Source organism: Chitinivorax sp. B, from assembly GCF_005503445.1.
In the GTDB taxonomy this organism is placed as follows: domain Bacteria; phylum Pseudomonadota; class Gammaproteobacteria; order Burkholderiales; family SCOH01; genus Chitinivorax.
Genome location: NZ_SCOH01000010.1, coordinates 85,619 through 112,550, shown reverse-complemented (window position 1 = coordinate 112,550; position 26,932 = coordinate 85,619). Strand labels below are relative to the sequence as shown.

25 protein-coding genes and 3 tRNA genes are annotated in these 26,932 nt (G+C 54.8%); 15 read left to right on the top strand and 13 right to left on the bottom strand.

Annotated features, from left to right (window positions below):
* Positions 1-19: 19 nt before the first annotated feature.
* The 7 genes from FFS57_RS08535 to FFS57_RS08505 all read right to left on the bottom strand — a co-directional run bounded on the left by FFS57_RS08535 (position 20) and on the right by FFS57_RS08505 (position 5,988).
* The gene (locus FFS57_RS08535; protein ID WP_137937357.1) at positions 20-724 is read right to left on the bottom strand and encodes a M24 family metallopeptidase; all 705 of its coding nucleotides are present in this window, start codon (positions 722-724) and stop codon (positions 20-22) included.
* Entirely contained in the window at positions 724-1,863 is a 1,140-nt protein-coding gene (locus FFS57_RS08530) for an acyl-CoA dehydrogenase family protein (protein ID WP_137937356.1), read from the bottom strand. Before FFS57_RS08530 ends, FFS57_RS08535 begins: the two co-directional genes overlap by 1 nt.
* A complete protein-coding gene (locus tag FFS57_RS08525; protein ID WP_137937355.1) occupies positions 1,860-2,342 on the bottom strand; it encodes a MaoC family dehydratase in 483 nt (160 codons plus the stop codon). The genes FFS57_RS08530 and FFS57_RS08525 overlap by 4 nt, the downstream gene beginning before the upstream one ends.
* Positions 2,343-2,360: 18 nt before the next feature.
* Positions 2,361-3,542, bottom strand: a complete 1,182-nt coding sequence (locus FFS57_RS08520; RefSeq protein ID WP_137937354.1) for an acetyl-CoA C-acyltransferase — start codon at positions 3,540-3,542, stop codon at positions 2,361-2,363.
* A 57-nt stretch (positions 3,543-3,599) separates the two neighbouring features.
* The gene (locus FFS57_RS08515; RefSeq protein WP_137937353.1) at positions 3,600-4,064 is read right to left on the bottom strand and encodes an ASCH domain-containing protein; all 465 of its coding nucleotides are present in this window, start codon (positions 4,062-4,064) and stop codon (positions 3,600-3,602) included.
* Positions 4,065-4,161: 97 nt separating this feature from the next.
* A complete protein-coding gene (locus FFS57_RS08510; protein ID WP_171013760.1) occupies positions 4,162-5,328 on the bottom strand; it encodes an isovaleryl-CoA dehydrogenase in 1,167 nt (388 codons plus the stop codon).
* Positions 5,329-5,601: 273 nt separating this feature from the next.
* Complete coding sequence (locus tag FFS57_RS08505) at positions 5,602-5,988, bottom strand: MerR family transcriptional regulator (protein ID WP_137937352.1); 387 nt, start codon at positions 5,986-5,988, stop codon at positions 5,602-5,604.
* 127 nt (positions 5,989-6,115) lie between these two features.
* Here FFS57_RS08505 and FFS57_RS08500 point away from each other — a divergent pair, with 127 nt between their 5' ends.
* The 14 genes from FFS57_RS08500 (at position 6,116) to FFS57_RS08435 (ending at position 21,570) form a co-directional block, all read left to right on the top strand.
* Positions 6,116-7,210, top strand: coding sequence for an MBL fold metallo-hydrolase (locus FFS57_RS08500; RefSeq protein WP_249383945.1), 1,095 nt, complete (start codon positions 6,116-6,118; stop codon positions 7,208-7,210).
* 42 nt (positions 7,211-7,252) lie between these two features.
* Positions 7,253-8,089 (top strand): CheR family methyltransferase, encoded by an 837-nt coding sequence (locus FFS57_RS08495; protein ID WP_137937350.1) that lies wholly within the window; start codon positions 7,253-7,255, stop codon positions 8,087-8,089.
* 702 nt (positions 8,090-8,791) lie between these two features.
* Entirely contained in the window at positions 8,792-9,088 is a 297-nt protein-coding gene (locus FFS57_RS08490; protein WP_137937349.1) for a hypothetical protein, read from the top strand.
* Positions 9,089-9,259: 171 nt separating this feature from the next.
* Positions 9,260-10,468 carry a TolC family protein gene (locus FFS57_RS08485; protein ID WP_171013758.1) on the top strand — a complete coding sequence of 403 codons (1,209 nt, stop codon included), beginning with the start codon at positions 9,260-9,262 and terminating at the stop codon, positions 10,466-10,468.
* On the top strand, positions 10,465-10,995 hold the full coding sequence (locus FFS57_RS08480) for a hypothetical protein (RefSeq protein WP_137937347.1): 531 nt from the start codon (positions 10,465-10,467) through the stop codon (positions 10,993-10,995). The genes FFS57_RS08485 and FFS57_RS08480 overlap by 4 nt, the downstream gene beginning before the upstream one ends.
* 5 nt (positions 10,996-11,000) lie before the next feature.
* Positions 11,001-12,107: an efflux RND transporter periplasmic adaptor subunit gene (locus FFS57_RS08475; protein ID WP_137937346.1), complete on the top strand. Its 1,107-nt coding sequence runs from the start codon at positions 11,001-11,003 to the stop codon at positions 12,105-12,107.
* Positions 12,108-12,117: 10 nt separating this feature from the next.
* Positions 12,118-15,219, top strand: coding sequence for an efflux RND transporter permease subunit (locus FFS57_RS08470; protein ID WP_137937345.1), 3,102 nt, complete (start codon positions 12,118-12,120; stop codon positions 15,217-15,219).
* Between the two features lie 46 nt (positions 15,220-15,265).
* Positions 15,266-15,640, top strand: a complete 375-nt coding sequence (locus FFS57_RS08465) for a hypothetical protein (RefSeq protein ID WP_137937344.1) — start codon at positions 15,266-15,268, stop codon at positions 15,638-15,640.
* 647 nt (positions 15,641-16,287) lie between these two features.
* The gene (locus tag FFS57_RS08460; RefSeq protein WP_137937343.1) at positions 16,288-16,803 is read left to right on the top strand and encodes a hypothetical protein; all 516 of its coding nucleotides are present in this window, start codon (positions 16,288-16,290) and stop codon (positions 16,801-16,803) included.
* Positions 16,804-16,806: 3 nt separating this feature from the next.
* Positions 16,807-17,247 carry a DUF411 domain-containing protein gene (locus FFS57_RS08455; protein WP_137937342.1) on the top strand — a complete coding sequence of 147 codons (441 nt, stop codon included), beginning with the start codon at positions 16,807-16,809 and terminating at the stop codon, positions 17,245-17,247.
* Between the two features lie 26 nt (positions 17,248-17,273).
* Positions 17,274-18,272 carry a YncE family protein gene (locus FFS57_RS08450; RefSeq protein ID WP_137937341.1) on the top strand — a complete coding sequence of 333 codons (999 nt, stop codon included), beginning with the start codon at positions 17,274-17,276 and terminating at the stop codon, positions 18,270-18,272.
* A 27-nt stretch (positions 18,273-18,299) separates the two neighbouring features.
* On the top strand, positions 18,300-18,536 hold the full coding sequence (locus tag FFS57_RS08445) for a DUF2933 domain-containing protein (RefSeq protein WP_137937340.1): 237 nt from the start codon (positions 18,300-18,302) through the stop codon (positions 18,534-18,536).
* Positions 18,533-19,219 (top strand): methyltransferase family protein, encoded by a 687-nt coding sequence (locus FFS57_RS08440; protein WP_137937339.1) that lies wholly within the window; start codon positions 18,533-18,535, stop codon positions 19,217-19,219. Before FFS57_RS08445 ends, FFS57_RS08440 begins: the two co-directional genes overlap by 4 nt.
* Positions 19,216-21,570: a copper-transporting P-type ATPase gene (locus FFS57_RS08435; RefSeq protein ID WP_137937338.1), complete on the top strand. Its 2,355-nt coding sequence runs from the start codon at positions 19,216-19,218 to the stop codon at positions 21,568-21,570. Before FFS57_RS08440 ends, FFS57_RS08435 begins: the two co-directional genes overlap by 4 nt.
* A gap of 92 nt (positions 21,571-21,662) precedes the next feature.
* Here the strand turns inward: FFS57_RS08435 and FFS57_RS08430 are convergent, their stop codons facing one another.
* The 6 genes from FFS57_RS08430 to FFS57_RS08405 form a co-directional block, all read right to left on the bottom strand.
* A complete protein-coding gene (locus FFS57_RS08430) occupies positions 21,663-23,039 on the bottom strand; it encodes a phosphomannomutase/phosphoglucomutase (RefSeq protein ID WP_137937337.1) in 1,377 nt (458 codons plus the stop codon).
* Positions 23,040-23,100: 61 nt separating this feature from the next.
* The gene (locus FFS57_RS08425) at positions 23,101-24,066 is read right to left on the bottom strand and encodes a hydrolase (RefSeq protein ID WP_137937336.1); all 966 of its coding nucleotides are present in this window, start codon (positions 24,064-24,066) and stop codon (positions 23,101-23,103) included.
* A 69-nt stretch (positions 24,067-24,135) separates the two neighbouring features.
* Positions 24,136-25,284, bottom strand: a complete 1,149-nt coding sequence (locus FFS57_RS08420) for a hypothetical protein (protein WP_137937335.1) — start codon at positions 25,282-25,284, stop codon at positions 24,136-24,138.
* 245 nt (positions 25,285-25,529) lie between these two features.
* A tRNA-His gene (locus FFS57_RS08415) sits at positions 25,530-25,605 on the bottom strand.
* A gap of 15 nt (positions 25,606-25,620) precedes the next feature.
* Positions 25,621-25,697, bottom strand: a tRNA-Arg gene (locus tag FFS57_RS08410).
* A 35-nt stretch (positions 25,698-25,732) separates the two neighbouring features.
* Positions 25,733-25,810 (bottom strand) — tRNA-Pro (locus FFS57_RS08405).
* 164 nt (positions 25,811-25,974) lie between these two features.
* Between FFS57_RS08405 and folD the strand changes: the two genes are divergently transcribed.
* Complete coding sequence (gene folD, locus FFS57_RS08400; protein ID WP_137937334.1) at positions 25,975-26,829, top strand: bifunctional methylenetetrahydrofolate dehydrogenase/methenyltetrahydrofolate cyclohydrolase FolD; 855 nt, start codon at positions 25,975-25,977, stop codon at positions 26,827-26,829.
* The last annotated feature ends 103 nt before the right edge of the window (positions 26,830-26,932 follow it).

Genomic DNA, 26,932 nt, shown 5'->3' with positions numbered 1-26,932 from the left:
GACATCACTGTTATCGCTGTCAAAGCTCGGTCGCCTGGCCGTGCTGGTCAAAGTAATAGATGTTTTCGTATTTGAAGCCCCATTTGCCGCCAACCCGACGGATATGAGGTTCAAAGGTAAAGAACGGCGCTTCGTCCAGCCGCGCCGAGTTGTGCGCTTCGATAAACAGGCGCTCTTCGCGCCGTGTCGCAATGCTGTGGCCAACGTTGCCAAGAAAATCGAGATTTTCGTAACCGGCGGCCATGATCTGATGGTTGGCGTATTCGTACAGCTCGCCAAACTGGGTATTGGGCTCGACAAACCGCTGCATGGCTTGATGCAGGCGGCGCAACATTGCCATGCCGTGCTGGAATTCACTGGTTGCCGGTTCCAGCGTGGGGCGGCCTTGTTCCATGAAAATGGTACGGGCGCAATCACCCCATACTCGGCCAGCGGATGGGCTGAGATCGACAGTAATCACATTGGTGTCGCCCACCGGTTCCCGTGCCGGGATATAGGTGCGGCCGGATTCGGAACGACAACTGCGGCTACCCAGCAGGACCAGTACCGGACATTGGTAATACCAGGTTTCGGTCAGGCCGACAGCAGCTAGCAGTGTTTCCGCCTTGGTGACGATACTGGACTCGGTATCGTCAGGGGTGATCTGATTGACCAACTGCAGGGGAACGGACTTGGCACGGACTTGAACAGCACGGTAAGCGTCGACTGCAGTGGCGGATATCATCAGAACTCCTTGGCAATCTCGCGGGCAATCACCAGTTTCTGTATATCGCTGGTGCCCTCATAAATTTGGGTGACACGTACATCGCGATAAATCCGTTCGACCGGGAAATCGGTCAGGTAACCATAGCCACCCAGTGTCTGCAGCGCATCGGAACACACGCGTTCCGCCATTTCGGATGCAAACAGCTTGGCCATGGAGGCTTCTTTCAGGCAAGGCTCACCGGCATCTTTCAAGGCAGCCGCATGCAATACCAACTGGCGCGCTGCTTCGATTTGCGTTGCGCATTCAGCCAAGCGGAACTGTACCGCCTGATGTTCGTAGATCGGTTTGCCGAAGGTCTCCCGTTCCTTGGCATAGCGCATGGCACATTCATAGGCAGAGCGGGCCATGCCGATCGATTGGGCGGCGATACCGATGCGGCCGGATTCGAGATTGGCCAGCGCGATTTTGTAACCATCGCCTTCCTTGCCCAGTAGATTGGCTGCAGGCACAACGCAGTCGTCAAATGCGATTTGTGCGGTGTCTGAGCCGCGCTGGCCAAGCTTGTCTTCCACCTTGGTCACCACAAAGCCTGGGGTGTCGGTGGGGACGATGAAGGCGCTGATACCGCGTTTACCAGCCAATGGGTCGGTTACCGCAATCACAATGGCCAGATCGGCATTCTTGCCGGAAGTGATGAACTGCTTGGTGCCACTGAGGCGGAAGTTGGCATCGCTGCGGACTGCACGGGTTTTGATTGCCCCGGCATCCGAGCCGACATGCGGCTCGGTCAGGCAGAAGCAGCCCAGCTTGTCGCCGCGTGCCAAGGGCTTCAGAAAGCGTTCTTTCTGGATATCGTTACCGAATTGCAGAATAGGCCCGCAGGCCACTGAGTTTTGTACGGAAATGATGGTGGACAACGCGCCATCGCCCGCCGCCACTTCTTCCAACACCAGCGCGGTGGAGACATAGTCTAGACCGGCACCGCCCAGTTCGGTCGGCACCACCATGCCCATCAGGCCCATCTCTGCCAGTTCGATCAATTCGTCGGCGGGAAAGGCATGGGTCTGGTCGCGTAGGCCGGCCGTTACGATCAGCTTCTCTTGCGAGTAGGATCGAACTGCGTCGCGGATCATTTTCTGCTCATCGTTCAATATCATACAGAAACCTCGTCAGCAGCCCCTGAGGGGCGGGTGGCAACCCAGATGGCACACTCCAGGCTCATCACCATGTCGCCATGTTGGTTGTAAGTACGCCAGCAAGTGTGCACCACGCCAAACCCGGGTTTGGAGTGCGAGCGCTTGCGATTCAATACATCAAATTCAGATTGCAAGGTATCGCCCGGGCGTACTGGTTGGTGAAAGGTCAGCTTGTCGATTTGCAAGCCAATCAGGCCATTGGCAACCCGTTTCAGATCACTGTGGACAAACATGCGCATAGTCAACGCAGCGGTTTGCCAGCCGCTGGCGACCAAGCCGCCAAAGATGCTGGCACACCCACCGGCTTCGGTCAGGTGGAAGGGCTGCGGATCATATTGGCGGGCAAAGTCGACCAGTTCGTCTGCTTCCAGGGTGACCGGGCCGCCATGGAACACGCGACCTGGGTTCAAATCTTCAAAATACAGCTTTACTTCTGACATCGTTAAAACCTCAAGACCTCAAATCAACTCCACGGCCATTGCTGTGGCTTCGCCGCCGCCGATACACAGGCTGGCAACGCCGCGTTTCTGGCCGTAATGCTTCAACGCATAGAGCAGGGTGGTAACAATGCGGGCCCCGGATGCGCCAATCGGATGGCCCAATGCACACGCGCCACCATGAACATTGACCTTGTCGTGCGGCAAGTGCAACTCTTTCATGGCAGCCATGGTGACAACGGCAAAGGCTTCGTTGATTTCAAACAAATCCACATCGGAAACGGCCCAGCCGGTATTCGCAAACAACTTTTGAATGGCTCCGACCGGTGCGGTGGTAAACCAGTTCGGCTCGTGTGCGTGGCTGGCGTGGCCCACAATGCGTGCCAGCGGTTTCAGGCCACGTGTCAGGGCATCGCTTTCCCGCATCAACACCAGTGCTGAGGCGCCGTCAGAAATGGAGCTGGAATTGGCCGCGGTGACCGTGCCATCTTTCTTGAACGCAGGTTTCAGTTGCGGAATCTTATCCAGTTTGGCTTTGAACGGTTGCTCGTCCAGGTGGATCAGCTTGGTGTCACGGCCCATGGGTACCGGCACCGAGACGATTTCATCATCGAATTTGTGATGGGTGCTGGCATCCATTGCCCGTTGCAGGGAAGTGATAGCAAACTCATCCTGTGCTGCGCGGGTGAAACCATATTTTTCTGCACATTCTTCAGCAAAAGTACCCATCAGGCGGCCTTTGTCGTAGGCATCTTCCAGGCCATCCAGGAACATGTGGTCCTTGATTTCACCATGGCCCAACCGAAAGCCACCACGCGCCTTCTGAAGCAGGTAAGGGGCATTGGTCATGCTTTCCATGCCGCCGGCGACCATCACGGTGTTGTTGCCGGCCTTGAGCATGTCGTGGGCAAACATCAGTGCCTTCATGCCTGAACCACACATCTTGTTGATGGTAGTACAGTTGGTGGACAACGGCAGACCCGCCTTGATACTGGCTTGACGTGCAGGGGCCTGGCCTTGCCCGGCTGGCAATACGCAGCCCATGATGACTTCGTCAATATCACTGGCGGACAAGGTGGCGCGTTCGACGGCAGCTTTGATTGCCACGCTGCCCAATTCGGATGCGGTCAGTGCTGTAAAGTCGCCCTGAAAGCCGCCAATGGGCGTGCGGGCTGCAGAGACAATCACAATGGCGTCGGACATGGTTAAGACTCCTTAATCTAGTGCATGGTTAGGGCATTCAGGTGTGTGGCGGCATGATCAGCCCGTGTACACCATCTTGAACTGTTCGCAATACAACAAACTGTCTTCGCTGAAGGTATAGCCGAACTCGGCGGCTTCCTGCATAAAATAGCGGCGATGGCCATCACGCCACTCATCCAGCGTCTCATCCCCTTCGCCTTCTTGCTGTGCAAACGTGAAATCGACATCGCAGAAACGACGTTGCCTTACTTCCGTCGTTACAATGACACAGCGTGGGGTGCCATCCCGTTCCGTCACCAAGCTGTAAGTGCCTTCGATCGGCGCTTGGGTTGCTTGATGCTCGCATCCAGCAACAGTGCAGCAGGTGGCGCGTTTGTGACCGGTAATGACCAGTTCCACCAAATGGTGTGCCATCTCTGTGGTGCTGCCAAAGTGCCAGACCTGGCAAGGGGTATCGGCCGATATGCCCAGCTTGGTGCAGGCGTGTTGCCAAAATGTGTGTTGCTGTGATGTGGCAAACATGGCAGATCGACTTGTCTGGTTAAGTAATTGGGGAGAGTGGTATAACTTCTCTCCCTGTGAGTACGTGTCAGCTGTGGCTGACAGACAGCCAAGTGGCTCAGCGTGTTTCGTTGAATAGCTCGCGCCCGATCAGCATGCGGCGGATTTCGCTGGTACCCGCGCCGATTTCATACAGCTTGGCATCGCGCCACAGGCGGGCTACCGGGTATTCGTTGATGTAGCCATTGCCACCCAATGTCTGAATGGCTTCACCAGCCATCCAGGTGGCTTTCTCAGCGGCATACAGAATGGCACCAGCGGCATCCTTGCGGGTGGTTTCGCCACGATCCAGCGCGGCACCTACGGCATACACATAGGCACGGCAGGCAGACAGGGTGGTGTACATGTCGGCAATCTTGCCCTGTATCAGTTCAAACTCGCCAATGGCCTGGCCAAATTGCTTGCGGTCGTGGATATAAGGCACAACCGCATCCATGCAGGCTTGCATGATGCCCAATGGCCCGCCGGAGAGTACTGCACGTTCATAGTCCAGGCCGCTCATCAACACGTTCACACCTTTACCGACCTGACCCAGCACATTTTCTTCCGGTACTTCTACATCATCAAAAAACAGCGGATAGGTATTGGAGCCACGCATGCCGAGCTTATCCAGCTTGCTACCTGCGCTGAAACCCTTCATGCCTTTTTCGATCAGGAAGGCAGTCATGCCTTTTGCACCCGCAGCGGTATCTGTCTTGGCATAAACGACCAGTACGTCGGCATCGCCACCATTGGTGATCCACATTTTGGAGCCATTGAGGATGTAGCGATCACCTTGCTTATCGGCGCGTAACTTCATTGAAACGACATCAGAGCCGGCATTGGGCTCGCTCATCGCCAATGCGCCCACATATTCACCGGAGATCAGCTTCGGCAGGTACTTGCGCTTTTGCGCCTCGTTGCCGTTCTTGCGGATCTGGTTCACACACAAATTGGAATGCGCACCGTAAGAAAGGCCAACCGATGCGGAGCCGCGGGAGATTTCTTCCATGGCAACAATGTGCGCGAGATAACCCAGATTGGTGCCACCATATTCCTCTTCGACTGTCAGCCCCAACACACCCAGTTCCCCAAATTTACGCCACATCTGGGCTGGGAAGACATTATCTCGGTCGATGTCGGCAGCATGGGGAGTCAGCTCGGCTGCTACAAAGCTGCGAACTGCTTCACGCAGCATGTCGATGGTGTCGCCCAAGGCGAAATTCAGGCTGGGATAGGTAATCATGAGGTGTCTCCGTCTGGCATTCGATAGGTTGCTCGCTCAGGTGACAGCGCAATCTTTTTATCTTAGACCACCTGAGCGGCATGTGGTGCCGGTATGCATGGTGATGTGATTATTTGCGATCAGGTGATCCAGCAGGCTGAATCGTCAATGTGGATGCACTGATCGGCATGCTGCCAATGATATGACCCACTGCTACCAAATGAGCGTTTGATTGGTAGTCGCAACTCTAATTCCAGTTTACGTTAACGTCAATACGCTGACGGCAAAATGGTATCACTCGCCCAGGATCTGCTTACACCGATCAGCCAGCGCACCCATCTCCGCCAGCACAATCTCGATATCCGTCTTTTGTTGTTCCAATTGCGCGCGTTTCTTGGCAATGCGATCCAGCAGCAACCGTAGCTGCGGCTTTTCATCCTTGGCCATGTCGTACAAATCGAACAACTCGCGGATCTCGTTCAAGGAAAAACCCAGACGCTTGCCACGCAAAATCAGCATCAGCCGCGTGCGATCCCGTTGGTAGTAAAGTCGGTTGCGGCCTACCCGTTCCGGTGCCAGTAGTCCTTCATCTTCATAAAAGCGAATGGTCCGAGTGGTGACATCGAATTCACGGGCAAGATCGGTGATGGTATAGGTGGCGTCGTTGACAGCATGTTCCATAAAGGCCCCCTGTTTTGAATGGTCGGACTATAGCAGATCGGGGAGAGATTTTAACCTGACGGGGCATGAAGACGTCAGTGATCCTGTACGCTTGTGTCAATGGCAATGGCCTGTTTGTGGGCGCACAATGCAGACATTGTTGTCCGATGCCGAAGTTGAGCACCGTATGTCTTCTCCTGATCTGCCGACCCCAGCTGAAATACCGCCCCCTTTTTATCCACCGTTGATGCTGCCTGAACCAGGAACGCTGACCGAGGTTGCATCTGGGGTTTTCTGGTTGCGAATGCCGCTACCACTGGCATTGAATCACATCAATTTGTGGTTATTGCGGGATGGTGATGGTTGGACAATTGTCGATACAGGCTTTGGTAATGCAGCTACGCAGGCGCATTGGCAGCAGATATTCGATCAGCATCTGGCAGGTATGCCAGTCAACCGTATCCTGGTCACGCATAATCACCCCGACCATATTGGCAATGCAGCCTGGCTGGCCGAACGCTGGCAGGCACCAGTCTGGATGAGCGAAGGTGAGTTCCTGTCGGCCCATCTGGTATGGCGGGACTTGGCAGGGTATTCCCATGCGGAACTGGTGGATTTCTATCGTTCGCATGGTGTGGCGGGGTCACTGCTGGAGATGTTGGCCGCACGTGGTACGCGTTACCAGGTGGGTGTGCCTGCCTTACCGGCCCAGTTCAGGCGGATTTTGCCAGGCGATGTGATCCGGATTGATGAGCAGGATTGGCATGTTATCCCGGGTTATGGGCATTCGCCCGAGCATGTGGCGTTATATTGCCCCGCACTACAGGTGTTGATCGCCGGGGACATGCTACTACCCACGATCAGCACCAATGTCGCAGTGTGGGCTGGTGAGCCGGATGGCGATCCGGTTGCCATGTTTCTGGCGTCGTTGCAGCGATTTTTGCCGTTGCCGGCCGATACACTGGTGCTGCCCTCTCACGGCAAACCTTTTCAGGGTGTTCATGCACGGGTATCAGCATTACAGATGCATCATGCAGACCGTTTGGCCGCGTTATTGGCTTTTTGCAATCAGCCACGGCATGCCGTCGATTGTTTGCCGATTCTGTTTCAGCGTGTATTGGATGGTTACGAGCTGTTTTTTGCATTGGGTGAAGCCGTGGCGCATCTCAACCATTTGATGCATCGTCAGCAGTTGAATCGCATCCGAACGGATGACGGGATTTATCGCTTCGAGGTAGTCTGATCGTGCTATAACGCATCATCAGCCAGTGTTTCTGAGAGACCCATGAACGACGCTAGCCGTGAGTTTCACTTTACACGTGACGATTTCGAACGCGTACGCAAAATGATCTATGACTATGCCGGCATCGCCTTGCACGACGGCAAGCAGGATATGGTTTATGGTCGGCTGGCGCGCCGACTGCGTGCCTTGAACCTCAACTCGTTCAAGGATTACCTGGCTTATCTTCAAAAAGGTGATCAGCGCGAGTGGGAAGCATTTGTCAACTCGTTGACGACCAATCTCACCTCTTTCTTTCGTGAGGAGCACCATTTTCCAATTTTGCTGGATCATCTGAAAAAGCGGACTGGTGGTGGACCAGTCTCCATTTGGTGTGCGGCGGCTTCGACGGGTGAAGAACCGTATTCGATTGCGATGACGATGTGCGAAGCATTCGATTCGTTAACCCCGCCAGCCAAGCTGATCGCGACGGATCTGGATACCAATGTGCTGGATTTTGGTGCCAAAGGGGTCTATCCCGCAGACCGAGTCGACAAGCTGTCCCCCGCTCGGATCAACCGCTTTTTTGCAAAAGGTGCCGACGGCAATCTGACTGCCAAACAGGAGCTGAAAAATCTGATCACCTTTCGCCGGCTGAATCTGATTGACCCAACTTGGCCGATTCGCGGGCCGTTCGATGCCATTTTCTGCCGTAATGTCATGATTTATTTTGATAAGCCTACCCAGGTTTCCATTCTGAAGAAGTTTGTTCCGTTGATGCGGCAAGATGGTTTGTTGTTTGTCGGGCATTCTGAGAATTTCTACCATGCATCCGACTTGTTCCGCTTACGCGGCAAAACTGTCTATGAGCTGGCCAGTACAGCCAATGCCCGGATTGACTAGTGGTGCGATGCATATGGCCATCCACAAATGCTGTGGATAATGCCGTGAGTGGGTGAGTTAACCAACTGAGCAGTCAGGAAAAAACAAAACTGATCAAAAAATAGGCGCGGCTGTGGTGCAGTCATTGCAGTGCACGGGCCTGCTGTTGCGGATACAGCTTGTTGCCTGCCCACAGAATAGGGTGTCAAATCATGATGTATCTGGCTTATGCCCGATGGCGTTCATGAAGCAATCGAATTGGCATTGTTAACCCGAGCATCCGTCTGGATGGGAAACGTTGTAATGACAGCCGCCCCTTCAATGTCGACGAGGGTGTCGATATCTCGCGTTTTTCCTGCCAGCAGCAAGTGGTGGATGTCAGGCATCCTGACGGGGGCATTACATACTATTCAGATGTATTGTCCGCATGAACGGATTTGGGTTGAGCAATAAGCTTAACCACCGTGGATCATCCACAATGGCTGTGGACAAGTCCGTGGGCGGGCACGGCAATGTATTCATCCGCCTGAATTTTTCACAATTGCCTTATTTTTAGGCAGCGGCAATACTGTTTGTTATCCAGACGTAATCAAGTAGGTGGTGGACTGCCATCAGGATGGTTGCGTCAAGACCGATAACCTGTGCTACATTCTGCTGATTATGCGTTGGCTCAAGTGGATTCTTTTTTGTTGGATTGCCGTCTGCCTACCAGTGAATACCGTCATGGCAGCGTTGATGCCGCTTTGCATCAACGGCAAACCGGCTGAAGCGAGGGTGGTGTCCGTTGAGAACCACACTCACGTCGATGAAAACGGGAATGCGACCACGCATGAACATACCCATCCCTCTGAATCCTGCAAGATTGCCTGTGAAAAATGCGATCTCTGTAACCAGGCTGTCCTGAATACTCCTGCACTCAAATTACCCACGCTGCCGTTGCAAACGCAATTGACGCCAAATCTGGTAACTGAGCGCCCGCAACATATTCCGCTACCCCCATTCCGCCCTCCGCTCGCCTGATTCAGGCATGACCCGGGCAGCTTGCTGATCCGGTAAATCATATGACGTACTCTGCCATGGGTCGTCATCTGCCGGGTATTGCTATCGACCATTGTCTAGGGTGGCGCAAGGTTATGCCATGACTATCGTGGTCGAGCAACCCACATTGTGATCAGGATGAATGAGGTTCTCATGAATCGATTTTCTCAATGCCGCGGCTGGATAGGATTGTGGGCAGTATTGCTCGCGACACCTGTCAACGCGGTGACACTACATCAAATTCTGGAAGCAGCTTGGACCCGTCAACCAGAAGGGCAGGCGATGCAAACCCGCCAAGCGGAATATGCAGCGCGACGGCAAGCGGTCGACGCGTGGATACCGAGCCCTCCATCCATGTCGATCATGCACAAAACGGACCAAATCGACCGAAATCATGGCTACCGTGAGTGGGAGGCTGAGCTGTCGGCACCCCTTTGGATGCCGGGTGATCGTCATCGCATGGCAATGGTCGTGGATCGTGAACGGGCTGGGTATACCCTGCTGCAACAAGCCGCCCGCTTGAAACTGGCTGGTGAATTACGCGAGGCTTGCTGGGATGCACAGTTGGTGCGCAGCGAATGGCAGTTGGCCAAACAAAAGCTCAGCGAGGCACAGCAATTGGCGCAGGACGTGGCACGACGTGAGCAGGTAGGGGATCTGTCAAAGGTCGATCTACAACAGGCACAGTCGCAGGTGCATGTTGCCCAGGCATTGGTTTTGCAGGCGGAGGTGGCATGGCAGCAGGCCAAATTGCGTTGTCAGGTAATCAGTGGTGTGGAGGGATTACCAGAGATGGCTGAGCAACTTGCAACGCCAGCCAGCTTTCATATTGATTCACATCCCGCCTTGATTGCGGCACAGGCTGTCGTGGCTACGGCTCAGGCCAAGTTGGCGCAGGTACGCGGTTCACAACGAGACAATCCGGAATTGGCGTTGGCCTACGCGGCCGAGCGCGATCAATTTGGCGCCCGTTACGACAGCAAAGTCGCACTGCGGATTCGTATCTCGTTTGGAGGGGACAGCCGTAATCAGCCACGTATTACCGCCGCCAATGCAGAGCTGATCGAAGCCCAGGCCAGGCAAGCACTGATCAAGCATCAGCTGGAAAGCGAGCTGGCAATTGTGCAGGTAGCGCTGCGGCAGGCTTATGCCTTGTTCACGCTGGCCGAACAGCGTGCAAAGCTCACAAACGATACCCTGCAATGGCAGGAAAAAGCATTCAAGTTGGGCGAACTCGACTTACCTGGCTTGGTTCGTGCCCGATCGGGTTACTCTGATGCTGCGTTGGCCCTGGCCCGGGCCAGCATCGAACGTAGCCGAGCTGTGTCCCGTTATAACCAGGCCGCAGGAGTCCTGCCATGACACGCTATCTGGTGATATTGCTTAGCACGTTGTTAACAATGGCCCCCACCTTGGCGCATGAAGGTCACGATCATGGGGCTGCACCGGCCGCGTCGCTGCCGGCGGTCAGTAAGCCCCGAGCGGAAGCGCAATCTGATCAATTTGAACTTGTGGTGGTGTTGGAAGGCGATCAGTTGGTCCTGTTCCTGGATCGCTTCGCTGATAACCAGCCTGTCGACAAGGCGCGCATTGAAGTGGAAAGCGGCACTTGGCAAGCAATTGCCTCGACCATGCCCGACGGCACCTTTTCCATCAAAGCACCTGCATTCGCCAAGGCAGGCAAGTACCCGTTGGTCTTCACCATCACTGCGGGTGCCGATAGCGATCTGTTGGAAACGACCTTGATCGTAGCCTCGCCGCCTCCGTCTGTTACAGGGCGGGGACATCGTCAACCGGGTTGGGCGGCTGGCTGGATTGGATTGGGATTGTTGGTCTTGCTGGGCGGCGTGGTCACGATGCGTCGTCGCCAAAAGCCGGTGAAAGGGTAAGCGCCATGAATAAATTTTGGACGATTCTGTTAGCGGTGGGTGTGTTCATGGCCCGCCCTGTATTGGCGCATGAAGGCCACAGTCATGGAAAAGAAGGTGCATCGGCGACGAATGGGCCTATTGTTGGAGACCGGCCACAGCGCCTCTCAGATGGAACTGTATTTTTGCCCAAACTGGCCCAACGTCGTTTGATGATTCGTACGACTGTGGCGATTGTGCGTGCGGTTCCTGTATCGGTCGAGATGAATGGCCACGTCATTATGGACCCGAATACTGGTGGTCGTGTGCAATCAAGCCTGGCAGGGCGCATTGAGGCGGGGCCCAAGGGGTTACCCATGTTGGGGCAGACTGTCCGTAAGGGGGAACTATTGGCCTATGTCAAACCCACCATTGGGAGCGTGGAACGAGCAGGGCAGCAGGCGCAATTGGCTGAACTGCATGCTGCACTGGGCCTGGCAGAGAAGCGACTTGAGCGGCAGCAATTGCTGGTGGGCACTGTACCACGCAAGGAGCTGGATGCAACCCAAGCTGAGGTCATTAGTCTGCGCCAGCGCATTCGCGTGATCCAGTCTGGTGTGAGTGGTGGAGAAGCCTTGTTGGCACCGGTTGGCGGCACAATCGCTAAAGCCGAGGTGTTGGCTGGGCAGGTAATTGATGCCAAGGATATCCTGTTCGAAATTATCGACCCCAAGCACTTGATGATCGAAGCACTTGCCTATGATGCTGCAATTGTGACGGAGATTCGAACCGCTACGTTGGCCGGAATGCCAACACCGTTACGCTATCTAGGTGGTGCACGTAGCCTACGTGATGGGGCGCTCCCCTTACTGTTTGCCGTGGACAAGCCAGAGACGCCGCTGGCTATTGGCCAACCGGTAAAGGTCATCACACAAACCTCGCGCCAGCTCAATGGTACCTCGGTGCCAATGGCTGCCGTAGTCCGCAATCCCAACAACGAGCCGACTGTGTGGCTGCATGAGACTGCGGAGCGCTTCAAACCAGTGGTCGTCACGGTACGTCCACTCGATGGCGCGACTGTGGTTGCAACGGGTATACCCGACAAAGCACGGGTGGTGGTGAATGGTGCCCCCTTATTGAACCAGATTCGTTGAGGGCGCGACCATGTTCAATTGGATTGTCCAGAGCAGTTTGCGCAACCGCCTGATGGTGCTGGCGGTGGCGTTGATCATGATGTGTTATGGCGGGCTGACCGCATGGAATACGCCCATCGATGTGTTTCCGGATCTCAACAAGCCCACTGTGACGGTGATGGCAGAATCCGGTGGCATGGCGCCTGAGGAAGTTGAACAGCTGGTGACCTTTCCACTGGAAACCGCACTGAATGGCATGCCAGGGGTGACACGGGTGCGGTCAGTATCAGGCGTTGGTCTATCCATTGTGTATGCCGAGTTTGACTGGGGTAGCGACATCTACCGCAACCGCCAATTGGTGGCTGAACGTTTGGCAGAGGTCCGCGAGCAATTACCCGCTGGCATCACGCCGAACATGGGGCCGATCTCGTCAGTGATGGGCGAGATCATGCTGATTGCGCTACCGGCCGACCCGATCAAGGCCAGCCCAATGCAAGTACGTGAATATGCGGACTTTGTACTACGGCCACGTCTGTTGTCTATCCCTGGGGTGGCACAAGTAATCCCAATTGGTGGGGAAGTCCGGCAGTTTAGGGTCGAGCCAAACCCGACCATGATGGCACAGTTGAGTATCAGTTTCGACCAGCTGGAATCCGCTCTCAAGGCATTTTCCAGCAATACCAGCGGTGGTTTTCTGGAGCAGAATGCACGCGAATACCTGATTCGCAATCTCGGGCGTACAACTCGGCTTGAAGACCTGCAGAACATTGCCGTGGCAGTCAACAATGGCCAGCCGATTCTGCTCAAGCAGGTGGCCGAGGTGAAATTCGCGGCGGCTTTCAAGCGGGGAGATGCCGGCTTTGATGGCAGGCCAGCGGTAATCGTCAGCGTGCAGAAGCAACCTGGGGCTGACACCACCCAGTTAACCCGTGATATTGACCAAGCGTTGGTTGAGTTGACTCGATCACTACCTGTTGGCATCAGCAAGCCAAGCATCTCGTTTCGGCAGGCTGATTTCATTGAGGCCTCGATCGACAACGTCGCAGAGGCCTTGCGCGATGGTGCTGTGATGGTGGCACTCATTTTGTTCCTGTTTCTGATGAATGTGCGGACCACACTGATCTCGCTGACGGCGATTCCATTGTCACTGGCCATCACCGCACTGGTATTCAAGGGGATGGGCTTGTCCATTAATGTGATGACGTTAGGAGGACTGGCGATTGCAATAGGCGAATTGGTGGATGATGCGCTGGTGGATGTTGAGAATGTACTGCGACGATTAAAGCAGCAGAAGCCTGTTGGTGAAGTGGCCATCGTCAAGGTGATTGCAGCGGCTTCCAACGAGGTCCGGTCTGGGGTGGTGGTGGCGACCTTGGTGGTGGTGATGGTGTTCGTACCGCTGTTCGCTTTGCCGGGTATTGAAGGCCGGTTGTTTGTACCGCTTGGCGTGGCCTATATCACATCGATACTGGCCAGCATGCTGGTGGCGCTGACTGTGACACCGGTGATGTGCTATTACCTGTTGCCACACATGAAGCAAATCGATCATGGTGATTCGCGATTGGTTGGTTGGCTCAAACGATGGGATCGGCGCTTGCTGGAGGCGGCCTTCCCACATGCGAGGTCTATTTTGGCAGGAAGTTTGGTGCTGCTGTTGTTGGCAGTGGCAACGATACCGTTTTTTCCCAGAGCTTTTTTGCCACCGTTCAACGAAGGTACGCTGACCATCAGCTTGTTACTGAATCCAGGCACCTCGCTGGATGAATCGAACCGTATCGGAGCCTTGGCCGAGACGTTGATCAAACAAGTGCCAGAGGTACATAGCGTGGGGCGTCGTACTGGCCGCGCCGAGCTGGATGAGCACGCCGAAGGTGTACATTCCAGTGAGCTGGATGTGGATTTGAAGCGCTCGGGTCGGTCCCGCGAGCAGATCATGGCCGATATTCGACAACAGCTGGCTCCGTTACCAGCAACTGCGTTGCTGGGTCAGCCCATCTCACACCGCCTGGATCATCTGCTATCCGGTGTGCGGGCGCAGATTGCCATCAAGTTGTTCGGTGATGATCTTGATACCCTGCGTGGTCAGGCAGCAGCCTTGCGTGATCGATTGAGCACGGTGCCAGGACTGACCGATCTACAGATCGAAAAGCAGGTGCTGATTCCACAAATCAAGGTGCGGTTGGATTATGCCCGGGCTGCGCAATACGGCATTCTGCCCGGGGCCTTGCTCAGTACACTCGAGACGTTGACTGAAGGCGATACCGTGGCGCAGATCATTGATGGCAACAAGCGCTTCAACCTGGTGGTCCGTCTGCCGGATACGGCACGTGGCACACAGGGGTTGGCCAGTGTGTTGATTGATACCCCGCATGGGCGCATTCCGCTGTCGCAGGTTGCCACGATTGAAGAAGGTGATGGTCCGAACCAGATCGGTCGCGAAAATAGCCGACGACGGATTGTGCTGGCGGCCAACAGTGACGGAGCTGACATGAGTGCCATCATTGCGCAGATTCGCCAGGTGGTGGCGGAGTCCAAATTGCCGGAAGGCTATTTCATCAGCCTGGAAGGGCAGTTTCAGGCACAAGAGCAGGCCACTCGGCTGATTGCCATTCTATCGATGATCTCGCTGGCATTGATCTTCATGGTGTTATACAGCCGTTACCAGTCAGCCAGACTGGCCTTCATGGTGATGGGCAACATTCCTATGGCGCTGGTCGGCAGCATCATCGGTATGTGGCTGGCTGATATCTCGCTGTCGGTGGCCTCCATGGTGGGTTTCATCACCCTCACTGGTATTGCCACGCGCAACGGTATTCTCAAGATCAGCCACTACATCAACCTATGCAAGTTCGAACACGAAACCTTCGGCATACCGATGATTGTGCGTGGTTCGCTGGAGCGTTTGACCCCTGTGCTAATGACTGCGTTGGTGGCGGCATTTGCGTTGGTTCCACTGCTGTTCGCCGCGGATGCGCCCGGCAAGGAAATTCTGCACCCGGTGGCGGTGGTAATTTTTGGTGGGCTCGTGAGTTCCACCTTGTTGGATACCTTACTGACGCCGCTGATGTTCTGGCTGTTTGGCCAGCAACCGCTGGAAATCTTACTGAAGGCTCATCATCACGATGCTTATTGAGTGGGTTTGTGTGGTGTGCGATGTTGTCTTGCAAATGAAAGGAAGCATGATGAAAAAACGGTTTGTTGGACTGGCCTTGTATGGGGTAATGGCCGGGCAAGTTTGGGCTCATGGTGATCTGAAAGCAGGCAATGGTGGTGTGATCGTGGAAGGCAAGTTGGTCACTGTCGAAATGGTAGCCAAACCGGATAGTATCCGTATTTTCTTGACCGATCATGGTAAACCCATTGATGTAAAAGGAGTAACTGGTGAGGTGGTGATGTTGAGCGGGTCAGAGAAAGCAACAGTCAAACTCAACCCGGTTGCCGGTAATGAGTTGTCTGCCAAAGGGGCTTACAACGTGGCGGCCGGCACCAAGGCCATTGTCAAGATCACCTTGCCGAACAAGGAGATGGAGCAGATCCGGCTGACGGTCAAGTAATCGATCCACCAGACGATGGGGCGTTGAATAATCGATTGCCCGTGACTTGATCCTTGTCAACGTCCTGCCGAATGGTCTAACTATACTGATATGACGTTATTGCCCTTTGCTTGCCATGCATATGCTTCGACAATACCTGCAAAACATCTGTTGCCTGTTGGCTGCAGTGTGGGTGTTTGCAATGGCTGCTGGTGTGATTCAAGGTTGCCTGTTTGTACCGCAGCAGGAGGCAACTCATCATGGCAAGACGGTTGCTGCGGAGCACTTGCTTCATGCCGCACCAATATCAACGTCGGACTCTCATGATGCGGCACTGACATCCTGTACCAAGTATTGCGAAGATAGTTCCGTCAGCACACCCAAGACCAGTACTTCAGAAGTCAGCTCTACGGCGGTGTTGATACTAGTGATGTATTTGCTACCTCATTTGATGTCCCCACGGTGTCATCACCTTATTACACCGTATTTGTCATTTCCCTTGGCTTTTCTCGCTGACCCGCCGGCAACCCTTCGTTTTCACCGCTTTAACGATTAGCCAACTCTGACCTCCCATTGGGAGGATCTGACCTGTCCGCGCAAGCCATACTGATGGCGTGCGCGACCTGCGTTATCTCGACTTATCTGTCTCACTTGAAAGGAACGTCATCATGAACAAGATGCTAGCTATGGGTACATCCGTTTTCATTTTATTGGCTACAGGCAATGCCGGTGCAGTTGAGGCACATCACCCGCCACAAGACAAACCTGCTGCCGTTGATAAAAGCAAGGCCAGCAAACCGGCCAAACCGAGCAACTCGACACCAGCGCCTGCCGCACCGTCAGCCATGCAAATGCAGCAGATGGACGACATGATGAAGCAAATGCGGGATATGCACGACAAGATGATGGCTGCCAGCACCCCTGGCGAGCGCCAGAAATGGATGGTTGAAGAGCGCAAGCTGATGAAGGATGGCTTGGCGTTGATGAAGAATTCAGACAGCGGGATGGCTTGCCCAATGATGGGCGGCAAGGATGGTGGCGGCATGATGATGGGTGCCAGCGGCAGTGGGGACATGATGGGGTGCGGAATGATGGGGGGCATGGCCAAGCGGATGGACATGATGCAAATGATGATGGAGATGATGATGGATCGAGAAGCAAGCAACATGAATATGGGGAAATGAACAATGCGACGATCCAACCTGTTCAAGATCTGCTATGCCGCCCTTGCGCTGTCTGCAACCGTGGCCCAGGCGGCCGTGCCGGTCACCCTTTATAAAAGCCCAACGTGTGGCTGTTGCGATGCCTATGTTCGTTATCTGCAGGCCAATGGCTTCCAGGTGACTGCCGAGAACCGCAACGACATGGACCAAATCAAGCAAACCAATCATGTTGGCCGGTTAGGCAGTTGCCATACGGCCCTGATCGCCGGCTACGTGGTGGAGGGTCATGTACCTGTCACCGCCATTCAAAAACTACTCCGGCAGAAACCCAATGTGGTGGGCATCAGCGTACCGGGCATGCCTGCGAACTCGCCAGGTATGGGCGCCATGAAGCCGGGTATGTTGCCGGTCTATACCCTGACCCGTGACCAGGCAGCCCAGCCGGCTGTGTTTTCTGTCGAATGATCCCTGCGTATCAGGAGTGTCCAATCATGTTACGAGTCGTCAACGCCACCGTCATTGCCACCATGTTCAGCCTGGGCGCCGCTGTGGCCGAACCATCAGGCACGGTGTATACAGCCAACGAGTTGGCAGGGTCCATTAGTCAGGTCCAGCTGGGTAGCGGCAAGACCACTACCGTGCCACTCGACATTGCACCTCACAACGTTCAGGTTTCGCCGGACGGCAAATGGCTGCTGGTGGTCGGCATGCCAGGGCAGGGGGCGCATCAGGGACATACGGCCGGTGGACAATTGCAGGTATTCGATACGGGCGACCTGAGCAAACCAGCCATGGCGTTATCAGCCGGGCAGCATCCAGCGCACGTGGTGACTGATCTGGCCGGTCAGCGCGCCTATGTGACTGATTCAGCGGCCAACGAAGTACAGGTTTTTGATCTGACCGCCCGGCGTAAGATCGCGGTAATCAGAACCGGCAAATTCCCGCATGGGTTGCGGCTGAGCCCAGATGGCAAACTGCTTTATATCGCCAATATGAAGGGGAACAGCGTATCGGTGATCGATACCGCACAAGGCAGGGAAACGGCGCGGATTGCCGTTGGCAAGGCACCGGTGCAGGTTGGCTTTGCCCCGGATGGCCGTGAAGCGTATGTCTCGCTGAGTGCCGAGAACAAGCTGGGCGTCATCGACACCGCGAAGCGGGCATTGGTGGCCACCATACCGGTTGGCAGAATGCCTATTCAAATGTTTGCCACGCCTGACGGCAAACAGCTGTATGTCGCCAATCAGGGCAGCAACAAGGCACCGGATGACAAGGTTTCCGTCATCGATCCGGCACAACGCAAAGTGTTGGCCACGCTGACTACCGGGCCGGGGGCACATGGGGTTGCAGTTGATCGGTCCGGTGCCTATGTGTTCGTCAGCAACATCCAGGCTGGGACTTTTTCGGTGATCGACTCTGCCACCAAAACTGTGGTGGCGACCCATCAGGTTGGGGCCGGGCCGAATGGCATCAGCTTTCAGCCTGATTGACCGAGTGAACAAAGCGAGGTGGGTACCATGCAGTCTCGACATCAACAACGTCATCACAATTGGGTGTTATGGGGATTTATCGCCGTGGCAGCCTTTTTTCTGCTGACCGAGCACACGGCTCATGTGATGGGAATCTTGCCTTATCTGCTGCTTGCTGCATGTCCGCTGATGCACCTATTCATGCAACGGCATCACGGTGGGCACCATGATGCCAATGGCAAATCATCACCATCCCAAGAGCAAGATGAGGGGGAGGGATCATGAGCGCTGAGCAATCCAGTTATGGTTTATGGTCGTTGGTGATCATCAATTCAGTGGTGTTCATCATCTTTGCCTTCAGCTTTGCCAAGCCCAGTTCACCACGCGACTGGCGTTCCTTGGGCATGTTTTCGGCGTTCATTGTTGCGCTGTTTACCGAGATGTATGGTTTTCCCCTGACCATCTACCTGCTCATGCCTTGGTTGACCAAGACATTCCCTGGCGTGGATTTTCTGTCACATGATGCTGGGCATCTCCTCGAAATCATGTTTGGTTGGCGCCTCAACCCGCATTGGGGGCATTTCCATGTACTCAGCACGGTATTCATCTTTGGCGGGTTCTGGCTGCTTTCGTCATCGTGGCGGGTGTTGTACCAAGCCCAAGTTCACCAACAGGTGGCGATGACTGGGCCGTATGCTCGGATACGGCACCCGCAATATGTGGGTTTTGTAGTGATCATGTTCGGCTTTCTGCTGCAGTGGCCGACACTGGTGACCCTAGTGATGTTCCCATTGTTGGTGCTGGTCTATGCTCGACTTGCACGGCAAGAGGAGGCTCAGATGCTTGACCGTTTTGGCGAGGACTTCCGGCGATATCAAGCGCAAACGCCTGCCTTCATCCCCAGATTGCACAGCGATGAACCTCGCCAGCCCCCGCATCAGCCTTGGATCAAACGGGGTGGATCATGAACAACCGGCATGACCATCGCACCGCCGCATTGCCACATGAGCACCCACCGATTGGGCTGAGGCCACCCATGTCAGCGGCTTCATACACGTGTCCGATGCATCCTGAAGTCGTGCAGGATCGGCCCGGTACCTGCCCAATTTGCCATATGGTGCTGGTGCCCGTGGTCAACCGGCATCGTGATGTTGAGCAAATGGCGGAACCTGAGCAGCAGATCGCCGGAAAGCCGGCAATGCCGCCCGGAACGATCTATACCTGCCCCATGCATCCGGAAATTCGCAGCGCTCAACCGGGCAATTGCCCCAAGTGTGGCATGACGCTTGAACCGATCATGCCTGATGTGGGGGATGACGATCATCCCGAACTGCAAGACTTTAGCCGCCGGTTCTGGTGGACACTGCCCATCACCGTCGCGGTCACCTTGTTGGCAATGATGGGGCATCGCCTCGACTGGGTCAGCATGGCCACCCAGAGCTGGATTGAGTTGGTGTTGTCGTTACCTGTGGTGCTCTGGGCAGGTATGCCTTTCTTCGTTCGTGGCCTGCAGTCTGTGGTTCATCGCAGCCCCAACATGTGGACATTGATTGGCCTGGGGACGGCCGCCGCATTTCTGTACAGCCTGACGGCCACGATGGCACCGCAAATCTTTCCGGCATCATTTATGTCGATGGGGCGGATCGGCGTGTATTTCGAAGCGGCCGACGTCATCATCTCGCTGACCTTGTTGGGGCAGATACTGGAACTGCGCGCCCGCTCGCAAACATCGGCTGCCATCAAGGCCCTGCTCGGTTTGGCTCCCAAAATGGCGCGACGTGTTCGCGAGGGGGGCACCGACGAGGACGTGCCCATCCAGGCAGTCAGGGTCGGCGATCTGTTGCGGATACGACCCGGTGAAAAAATACCGGTTGATGGTGTGGTGACGGAAGGCAGCAGTTCCGTTGACGAATCCATGCTGACAGGCGAGCCAATACCAGTGGCCAAGTGCATAGGGGATAAGTTGATTGGCGCAACCTTGAATATCAGTGGTGCCTTGCTGATGCGTACAGAACAGGTCGGCAACCAGACCGTGCTAGCGCAAATTGTTCAGATGGTGGCCATGGCACAGCGATCCAAAGCACCCATGCAACGCATGGCTGATGTCATTGCAGGATACTTTGTGATTGGTGTCATTGTTGTTGCCATCCTCAGCTTCTTTGCGTGGGGATGGTTCGGGCCAGAGCCGAGTTGGGTCTTTGGTCTGCTCAATGCCGTGTCGGTGCTGATCATTGCCTGTCCTTGTGCGTTGGGGCTGGCCACGCCCATGTCGATCATGGTGGCGACGGGCAGGGCCGCCACGCAGGGTGTCTTGTTCCGTGATGCTGCGGCGATCGAGCATCTGCGCCGCATCGACACCTTGATTGTCGACAAGACCGGCACGTTGACCGAAGGCAAGCCGACGTTTGAGCGTGTCATCGTGGCGCCCGGCTTCAACGAAGCCGACATGCTGAGAATGGCCGCCAGCCTGGACCAACACAGCGAACATCCGCTGGCTGACGCAATCGTGCGCGCAGCGCATGAACGCGGCCTGCCGCTCGACAAGGCAACGGATTTCGAATCGTCGTCCGGCATCGGTGTGCGTGGCCGCGTAGCCGGTCATGATCTTATCTTGGGTAATCGTGCATTGATGGCGCAGTTTCAAATTGAGGATGATACGTTTGCAACTGAGGCCGAGGCCGCACGGTTGACAGGGGCAAGTGTGATCCAGCTTGCCGTGGATGGCCGGCTGGCAGGTTTGCTGGTGGTATCCGACCCAATCAAGAGCAGTACGCCGGCTGCCCTGCAGGCATTGCGGCAAGCGGGCATTCAAGTGGTGATGGCCACGGGTGACGGTGTGGATACGGCGCGTGCAGTCGGGCGACGTCTTGGTATCGATGCGGTGCATGGCGAGGTCAAACCGGCAGACAAGTTGGCACTGGTCGAACAGTTTCAACAACGGGGGCGTGTTGTTGCCATGGCTGGTGACGGGATCAATGACGCGCCGGCGTTGGCAAAGGCGGATGTGGGGATTGCGATGGGAACCGGGACCGATGTGGCGATGCACAGCGCGCAAGTGACACTGGTCAAGGGCGACTTGCGGGGTATCGCCATCGCCAGACATATTTCTGTCGCCACGGTTGCCAACATGAAACAAAACCTGCTGTTTGCACTGCTGTATAACGCATTGGGGGTGCCCGTTGCTGCAGGTGTGTTGTACCCATTCACCGGGCTACTACTATCGCCTATGATTGCCGCATTGGCGATGAGCATGAGTTCGGTGTCTGTGGTTGGCAACGCACTGCGGTTACGTCAACAACACTCACGTGAGTTTGAATGAGGGGTGCGGCTAAACCAATGTTGATGCCAGGTGAACGTAAAAAAGCCCGTACATGTACGGGCTTTTTAGTTGAAGTGCACCTTCGATCGTATTTAGAACGGCAGTTCAAGTTCTGGTGCTGCTGTTTTCAGTACGCGACGGAAATCATCTTTGATGGCATCCAGCGAGGCTTCATCGTTGGCTTCGAAACGCAACACGATCACGGGTGTGGTGTTCGATGCACGTGCCAAGCCAAAACCTTTTTCATACTCTACACGCAGGCCGTCGATCGTGATGATATCGACCGGATTGGTGAATTGGGCTGTGGCCTGAAGCTTGTCGATCAGCGCATAATGCTCGCCTTCCTTCATCTTTACATTGAGTTCTGGTGTGCTGACCGCGTTTGGCAGGTTGTTCAGCACGGCGCTTGGGTCATCCACTTGCGACAGGATTTCCAGCAGGCGGGCACCGGCGTACAGGCCGTCATCGAAACCGTACCAGCGTTCTTTGAAGAATACGTGCCCACTCATCTCGCCGGCCAATGCCGCGCCGGTTTCCCTCATTTTCTGCTTGATGAAGGAGTGGCCGGTACGGGCCATGATCGGCTCGCCACCGTGCTCTTTGATCCAAGGCGCCAGATTGCGGGTGGATTTGACGTCATAGATGATCTTGGCTTTTTTGTTACGCGACAGCACGTCACCGGCAAACAACATCAGCTGACGATCCGGGTAGATGATCTGTCCATCTTTGGTGACCACACCCAGTCGATCGCCATCGCCATCAAAGGCCAAGCCCAGCTCGGCATCGGTGCTGGCCAGGGCATGGATCACATCCTGCAGGTTTTCTGGTTTGGCGGGATCTGGATGATGATTGGGGAAGGTGCCATCCACCTCGCAGAACAGCTCACGCACGCGGCAGTTCAGACGACGGTAAAGTACGGGTGCAAATGCTCCCGGTACGCCATTGCCGCAATCGACAACGATATTCATCGGGCGGGACAGTTTGATGTCGCCCACGATGCGAGCTAGGTAGTCCTCAACAACGTTTGCCTCACTGAATTTGCCTTCACCATGATGCAGGTTGTCGTTTTCCAACCGCTCACGCAGATGCTGGATATGTTCACCAGCCAGCGTCTCGCCACCCAGCATCATCTTCAGCCCGTTGTATTCAGGCGGGTTATGGCTACCTGTCACCATCACACCGGAGAACGTTTCCAGATGATAGGCTGCGAAATACAGCATGGGAGTGGCTACACGGCCAACGTCAATCACATTGATGCCAGCTTTCTGAATCCCGCGTGCCAAAGCTGCACTCAGGTCGGGGCCGGACAAGCGGCCGTCGCGGCCGATGACGATGGTCTTCAATTTACGATCCACGGCTTCTGAGCCGATGGCATGACCGATACCTTCGACGATTTCGGGAGTCAGGGTTGAACCGACAATCCCGCGCACGTCGTAGGCTTTGAAAATTTCCTTGGGGTAACGTGGCATGATATGAGCCTAGGCTATGACATTCGGCAAAGATTCTACCATCAAACCTAGCAGATACTGATTACAAGAAGCGACGAAAATGCAGTTCCAGCCTATGTGGCAGCCAGTCCAGATGCCCTGGGAATTCCCCGCTCAGAAAGCCGACATGTCCACCATGTTCCGGATACTCTGTCTGTACTACTGATGCTACCTCATGTCGTGCTGGCAAAGCATGCGCGGGCAGGAATGGGTCATTACGGGCATTTAGTACCAATGCCGGCACTTTCACCTGCTTCAACCACGGTTTGCTGCTGGCCTGTTGCCAATAGTCATCCTTGTCCCTGAATCCATGAATCGGGGCTGTAAAGGCATCGTCGAACTGTGAGAAGGTGCGCGCCATCAGAATCCGTTTACGGTCCGCCAGATGCGGGAAGCAAGCCAGTTTTTGAAGCGCCTTGTGCCGCAAGGTTTGCAGAAAATTGCGGGTATAGATGTGGCGACTGAGCCCTGCATCCAGTGCGATGCCGGCAACGGCAAGATCCAGCGGTACGGAAATACCGGCAACGGCACTGACAATTGATTGGGCGTGACTGGCTTGCTCACCTGACCACTTCAAGAGCATGTTGCCACCGAGCGATACACCGGCTGCGAAGATTGGTACATCACCAGACTGTGCGCGTAATCTGCGTAGAATCCAATCAACTTCCGCCGAATCACCGGCATGGTAAGCGCGTGGCAGTCGGTTCAGCTCGCCACTACAACCGCGAAAATGCGGAACGACCCCACGCCAACCCAAGCGGTGGGCATGGCGCATCAAAGCTAACGCATAGTGGCTGGCTGACGACCCCTCCAAGCCATGGAATAACACTACCAACGGGGCATGAGGCGAACCGTCGACCCAGTCGAGATCGATAAAATCGCCATCCGGTGTATCCCAGCGTTCGCGACGATAGCGTAATGGTTCAGGGCGACGGGCGACTGCAGGAAAGATGGTCTGTAGATGGCCGCCGGGAAGCCAGCGTGGGCTGTTGTAACTGTGCTCAGTCATGCGGTGATCCTTTGCCGCATCAGGCATGACACCAGTTGGACGACAAGGTGTTGTTCAACTGATCATGAGCTAGTTTGCGGCGGTTTGGATTGTCTCAGCCGATTTTACCCGGAAATTGAGTGCGCTGCCTGGGGCCGGCACTTTGACTGGCGCTTGAGATGTCTGCCGTATCAGTTTCTGGAATTCATCGAGGTCACCTGTCGTGTCTTCACGCAATATGGCTGTTTGTGGTTGATGGATATTTTCCCAGCGGATTGTGACGATATGACGCGGTTTGGTACTTCTCAGAATATGTTCAGGATACCGGTCGGCTTTGTAAAAGCGACTCACGCCAAGGAATGCGACATCGACGGGGGCGCGATCGGTATCGTCCAGATCCGGTATATTGCCCATACCATAGTTGGAGGGGGCGTCTTGATAAAAGGCTCGGAAAGCGACAGCACCATTCGCATTCAAAAAGTCAATTAGGTAGGCAAAGCTTTCGCCCGCTGGATAGTTGCGTGGTAGGCGTGGCAGCTTGTCCTGATCTTCATTTAACTTGCCGTTCGCCAACATGCCAACGGGACTGACCAAGTCGGTATCAATCGCCATGAAGCGAATGCGCTTGTTACGAGTGTAAATCCACTCACCTGGTGCGGCACCAGATGCTGCTTTTTCATTGATGGCAACGAGGCGTGATTTGTCGATAGCCGGTGTCAGCAGGTGTTTGGCGGTTTCACCACCATAGATTTTGGCGTGTGGCGCGCGTGCTTCGGCAATGTAGGGTACGTCAAGTGCGCGATAGTAATGTGAGCCGGAAAGTAGAATGGCATCGATATGGCTGATATCGTCAGTCAGGTTGTTATCGATCAGATCAAGACGAGGCTTGCGAGGAATCAACAGTTCCCAAGAGGCAAAGTTGCTGAAGAACGGTGAGGTGAGGATGGCGTCCTGGCCACGTTTCAATAGCAATCCACCTCCGCCGAGATATTTGATTTCGACCTGATCTTCATATTGGGTTTGAGCCGGACCCTTTACCAGCTTTTGATTCTTGGGCGCGGTAGAGCACGCTGCCAAACAGGCGGTAATGAGTACTACTGCAACAGCTCGGACATATTTCATGACGCGCTCCCCATGCAACTCGATATCAAGCTGGCGCTGTTCCGAGCCAGCTGTGATGACATGACACAACAATGTCTTGTGCTTGACCGTGTGTTGAGCATCGACAGCAATGATCATTACACGGAACTACACAACCGGCGTTGTGCGTGTTTGCCTACTGAAAATAAGCATTTAATGCTGATTCGAGTAATTGCTTTAATTTAATTGCATGGTAATGCAATCGATGAGGGGTATCAACTGAAGTATCAGCGAATCAGGAGGGAAAGGTGACGGAATAGAAAATGAAAAAAGCCCTGATTCAAGGAATCAGGGCTTTTACACTGTTTGTATCATCAAGCTTAAGTGTTTGATAATGCGAAGAGTGGGGCGAATGATGGGGATCGAACCCACGACACCTGGAGCCACAATCCAGTGCTCTACCAACTGAGCTACATCCGCCATTGAAACTTGTTTTGGCCTGCCCGACAGGAATCGAACCTGTAACCTACGGCTTAGAAGGCCGTTGCTCTATCCAGTTGAGCTACGGGCAGCCCGTCGGAAAGCCAAACTTTAAAACTGGGTCTTCTGGTCGGGGTGGTGGGATTCGAACTCACGACCCCCTGATCCCAAATCAGGTGCGCTAACCAGGCTGCGCTACACCCCGCCGAAGAGAGGCCGAACTATACGGAACTCTTTTCATGGTGTCAACTCTGCTTGAGCCTTTCATGCAAAAAATGAGAAAATTGCTCCATTGTCCTGTGGAAGCCAGCCAAGGCTGACTTTTGCTTTTTTTATATTCAACAATACCCTATCACACAGATCCCATCCATGAGCGCGACCATCATCAGTGGCAAAGTTGTTTCCGAATCTATCCTCAATTCTGTGGCGGAACGTGTCAAAACACGTATTGCCGCAGGCAAACGTGCGCCTGCGCTGGCTGTGGTATTGGTTGGGCAGGACCCCGCCTCGGCCATTTATGTCCGTAACAAACGCCTGAAGTGTGAAGCCACTGGCATTCGCTCGGTTTCTTATGATCTGCCTGACACGACTTCACAGGACGACCTGATGAAATTGGTCAAACAGCTGAATGAAGATCCCAGCATTGATGGCATTCTCGTGCAATTGCCACTCCCTAGACATTTGAATGCCGAGGCAGTGATTGAAGCAATCAATCCGGAAAAGGATGTAGATGGGTTCCACCCATACAATATCGGGCGACTTGCATTGAAGATTCCATTGCTGCGTCCCTGCACACCGCGAGGTGTCATGACCTTGCTGGAGACGACCGGCATCGACTTGAAGGGTAAGCATGCCGTGGTGATCGGGGCTTCAAATATAGTTGGTCGCCCACAGGCACTGGAGTTGCTACTGGCACGCTGTACGGTCACGGTCTGTCACAGTGCCACCTATGATTTGCCGGGGTTGGTGCGCCAGGCAGATATCGTTGTGGCGGGGGTGGGTCGTCCACATTTTGTGAAGGCGGAATGGTTGAAGCCTGGTGCGATTGTCATCGATGTGGGCATCAACCGGTTGGACGATGGCAAAGTTGTTGGTGATGTCGATTTCGACGGAGCCAAAGATGTGGCTGGTTGGATTACGCCAGTGCCTGGTGGTGTTGGTCTGATGACGGTTGCAACATTGTTGCAGAATACTGCAGATGCCTGCGATCGACTGACACCCTGATTTTACTTGCTGGTGTGCCCCGAGATTGATTGTGGCACGTAGCTAGGGCCTGCCGTAGTGAGCCGTCAATCCGGTCTGATTGACGGCTTTTTCAACTTGCGTT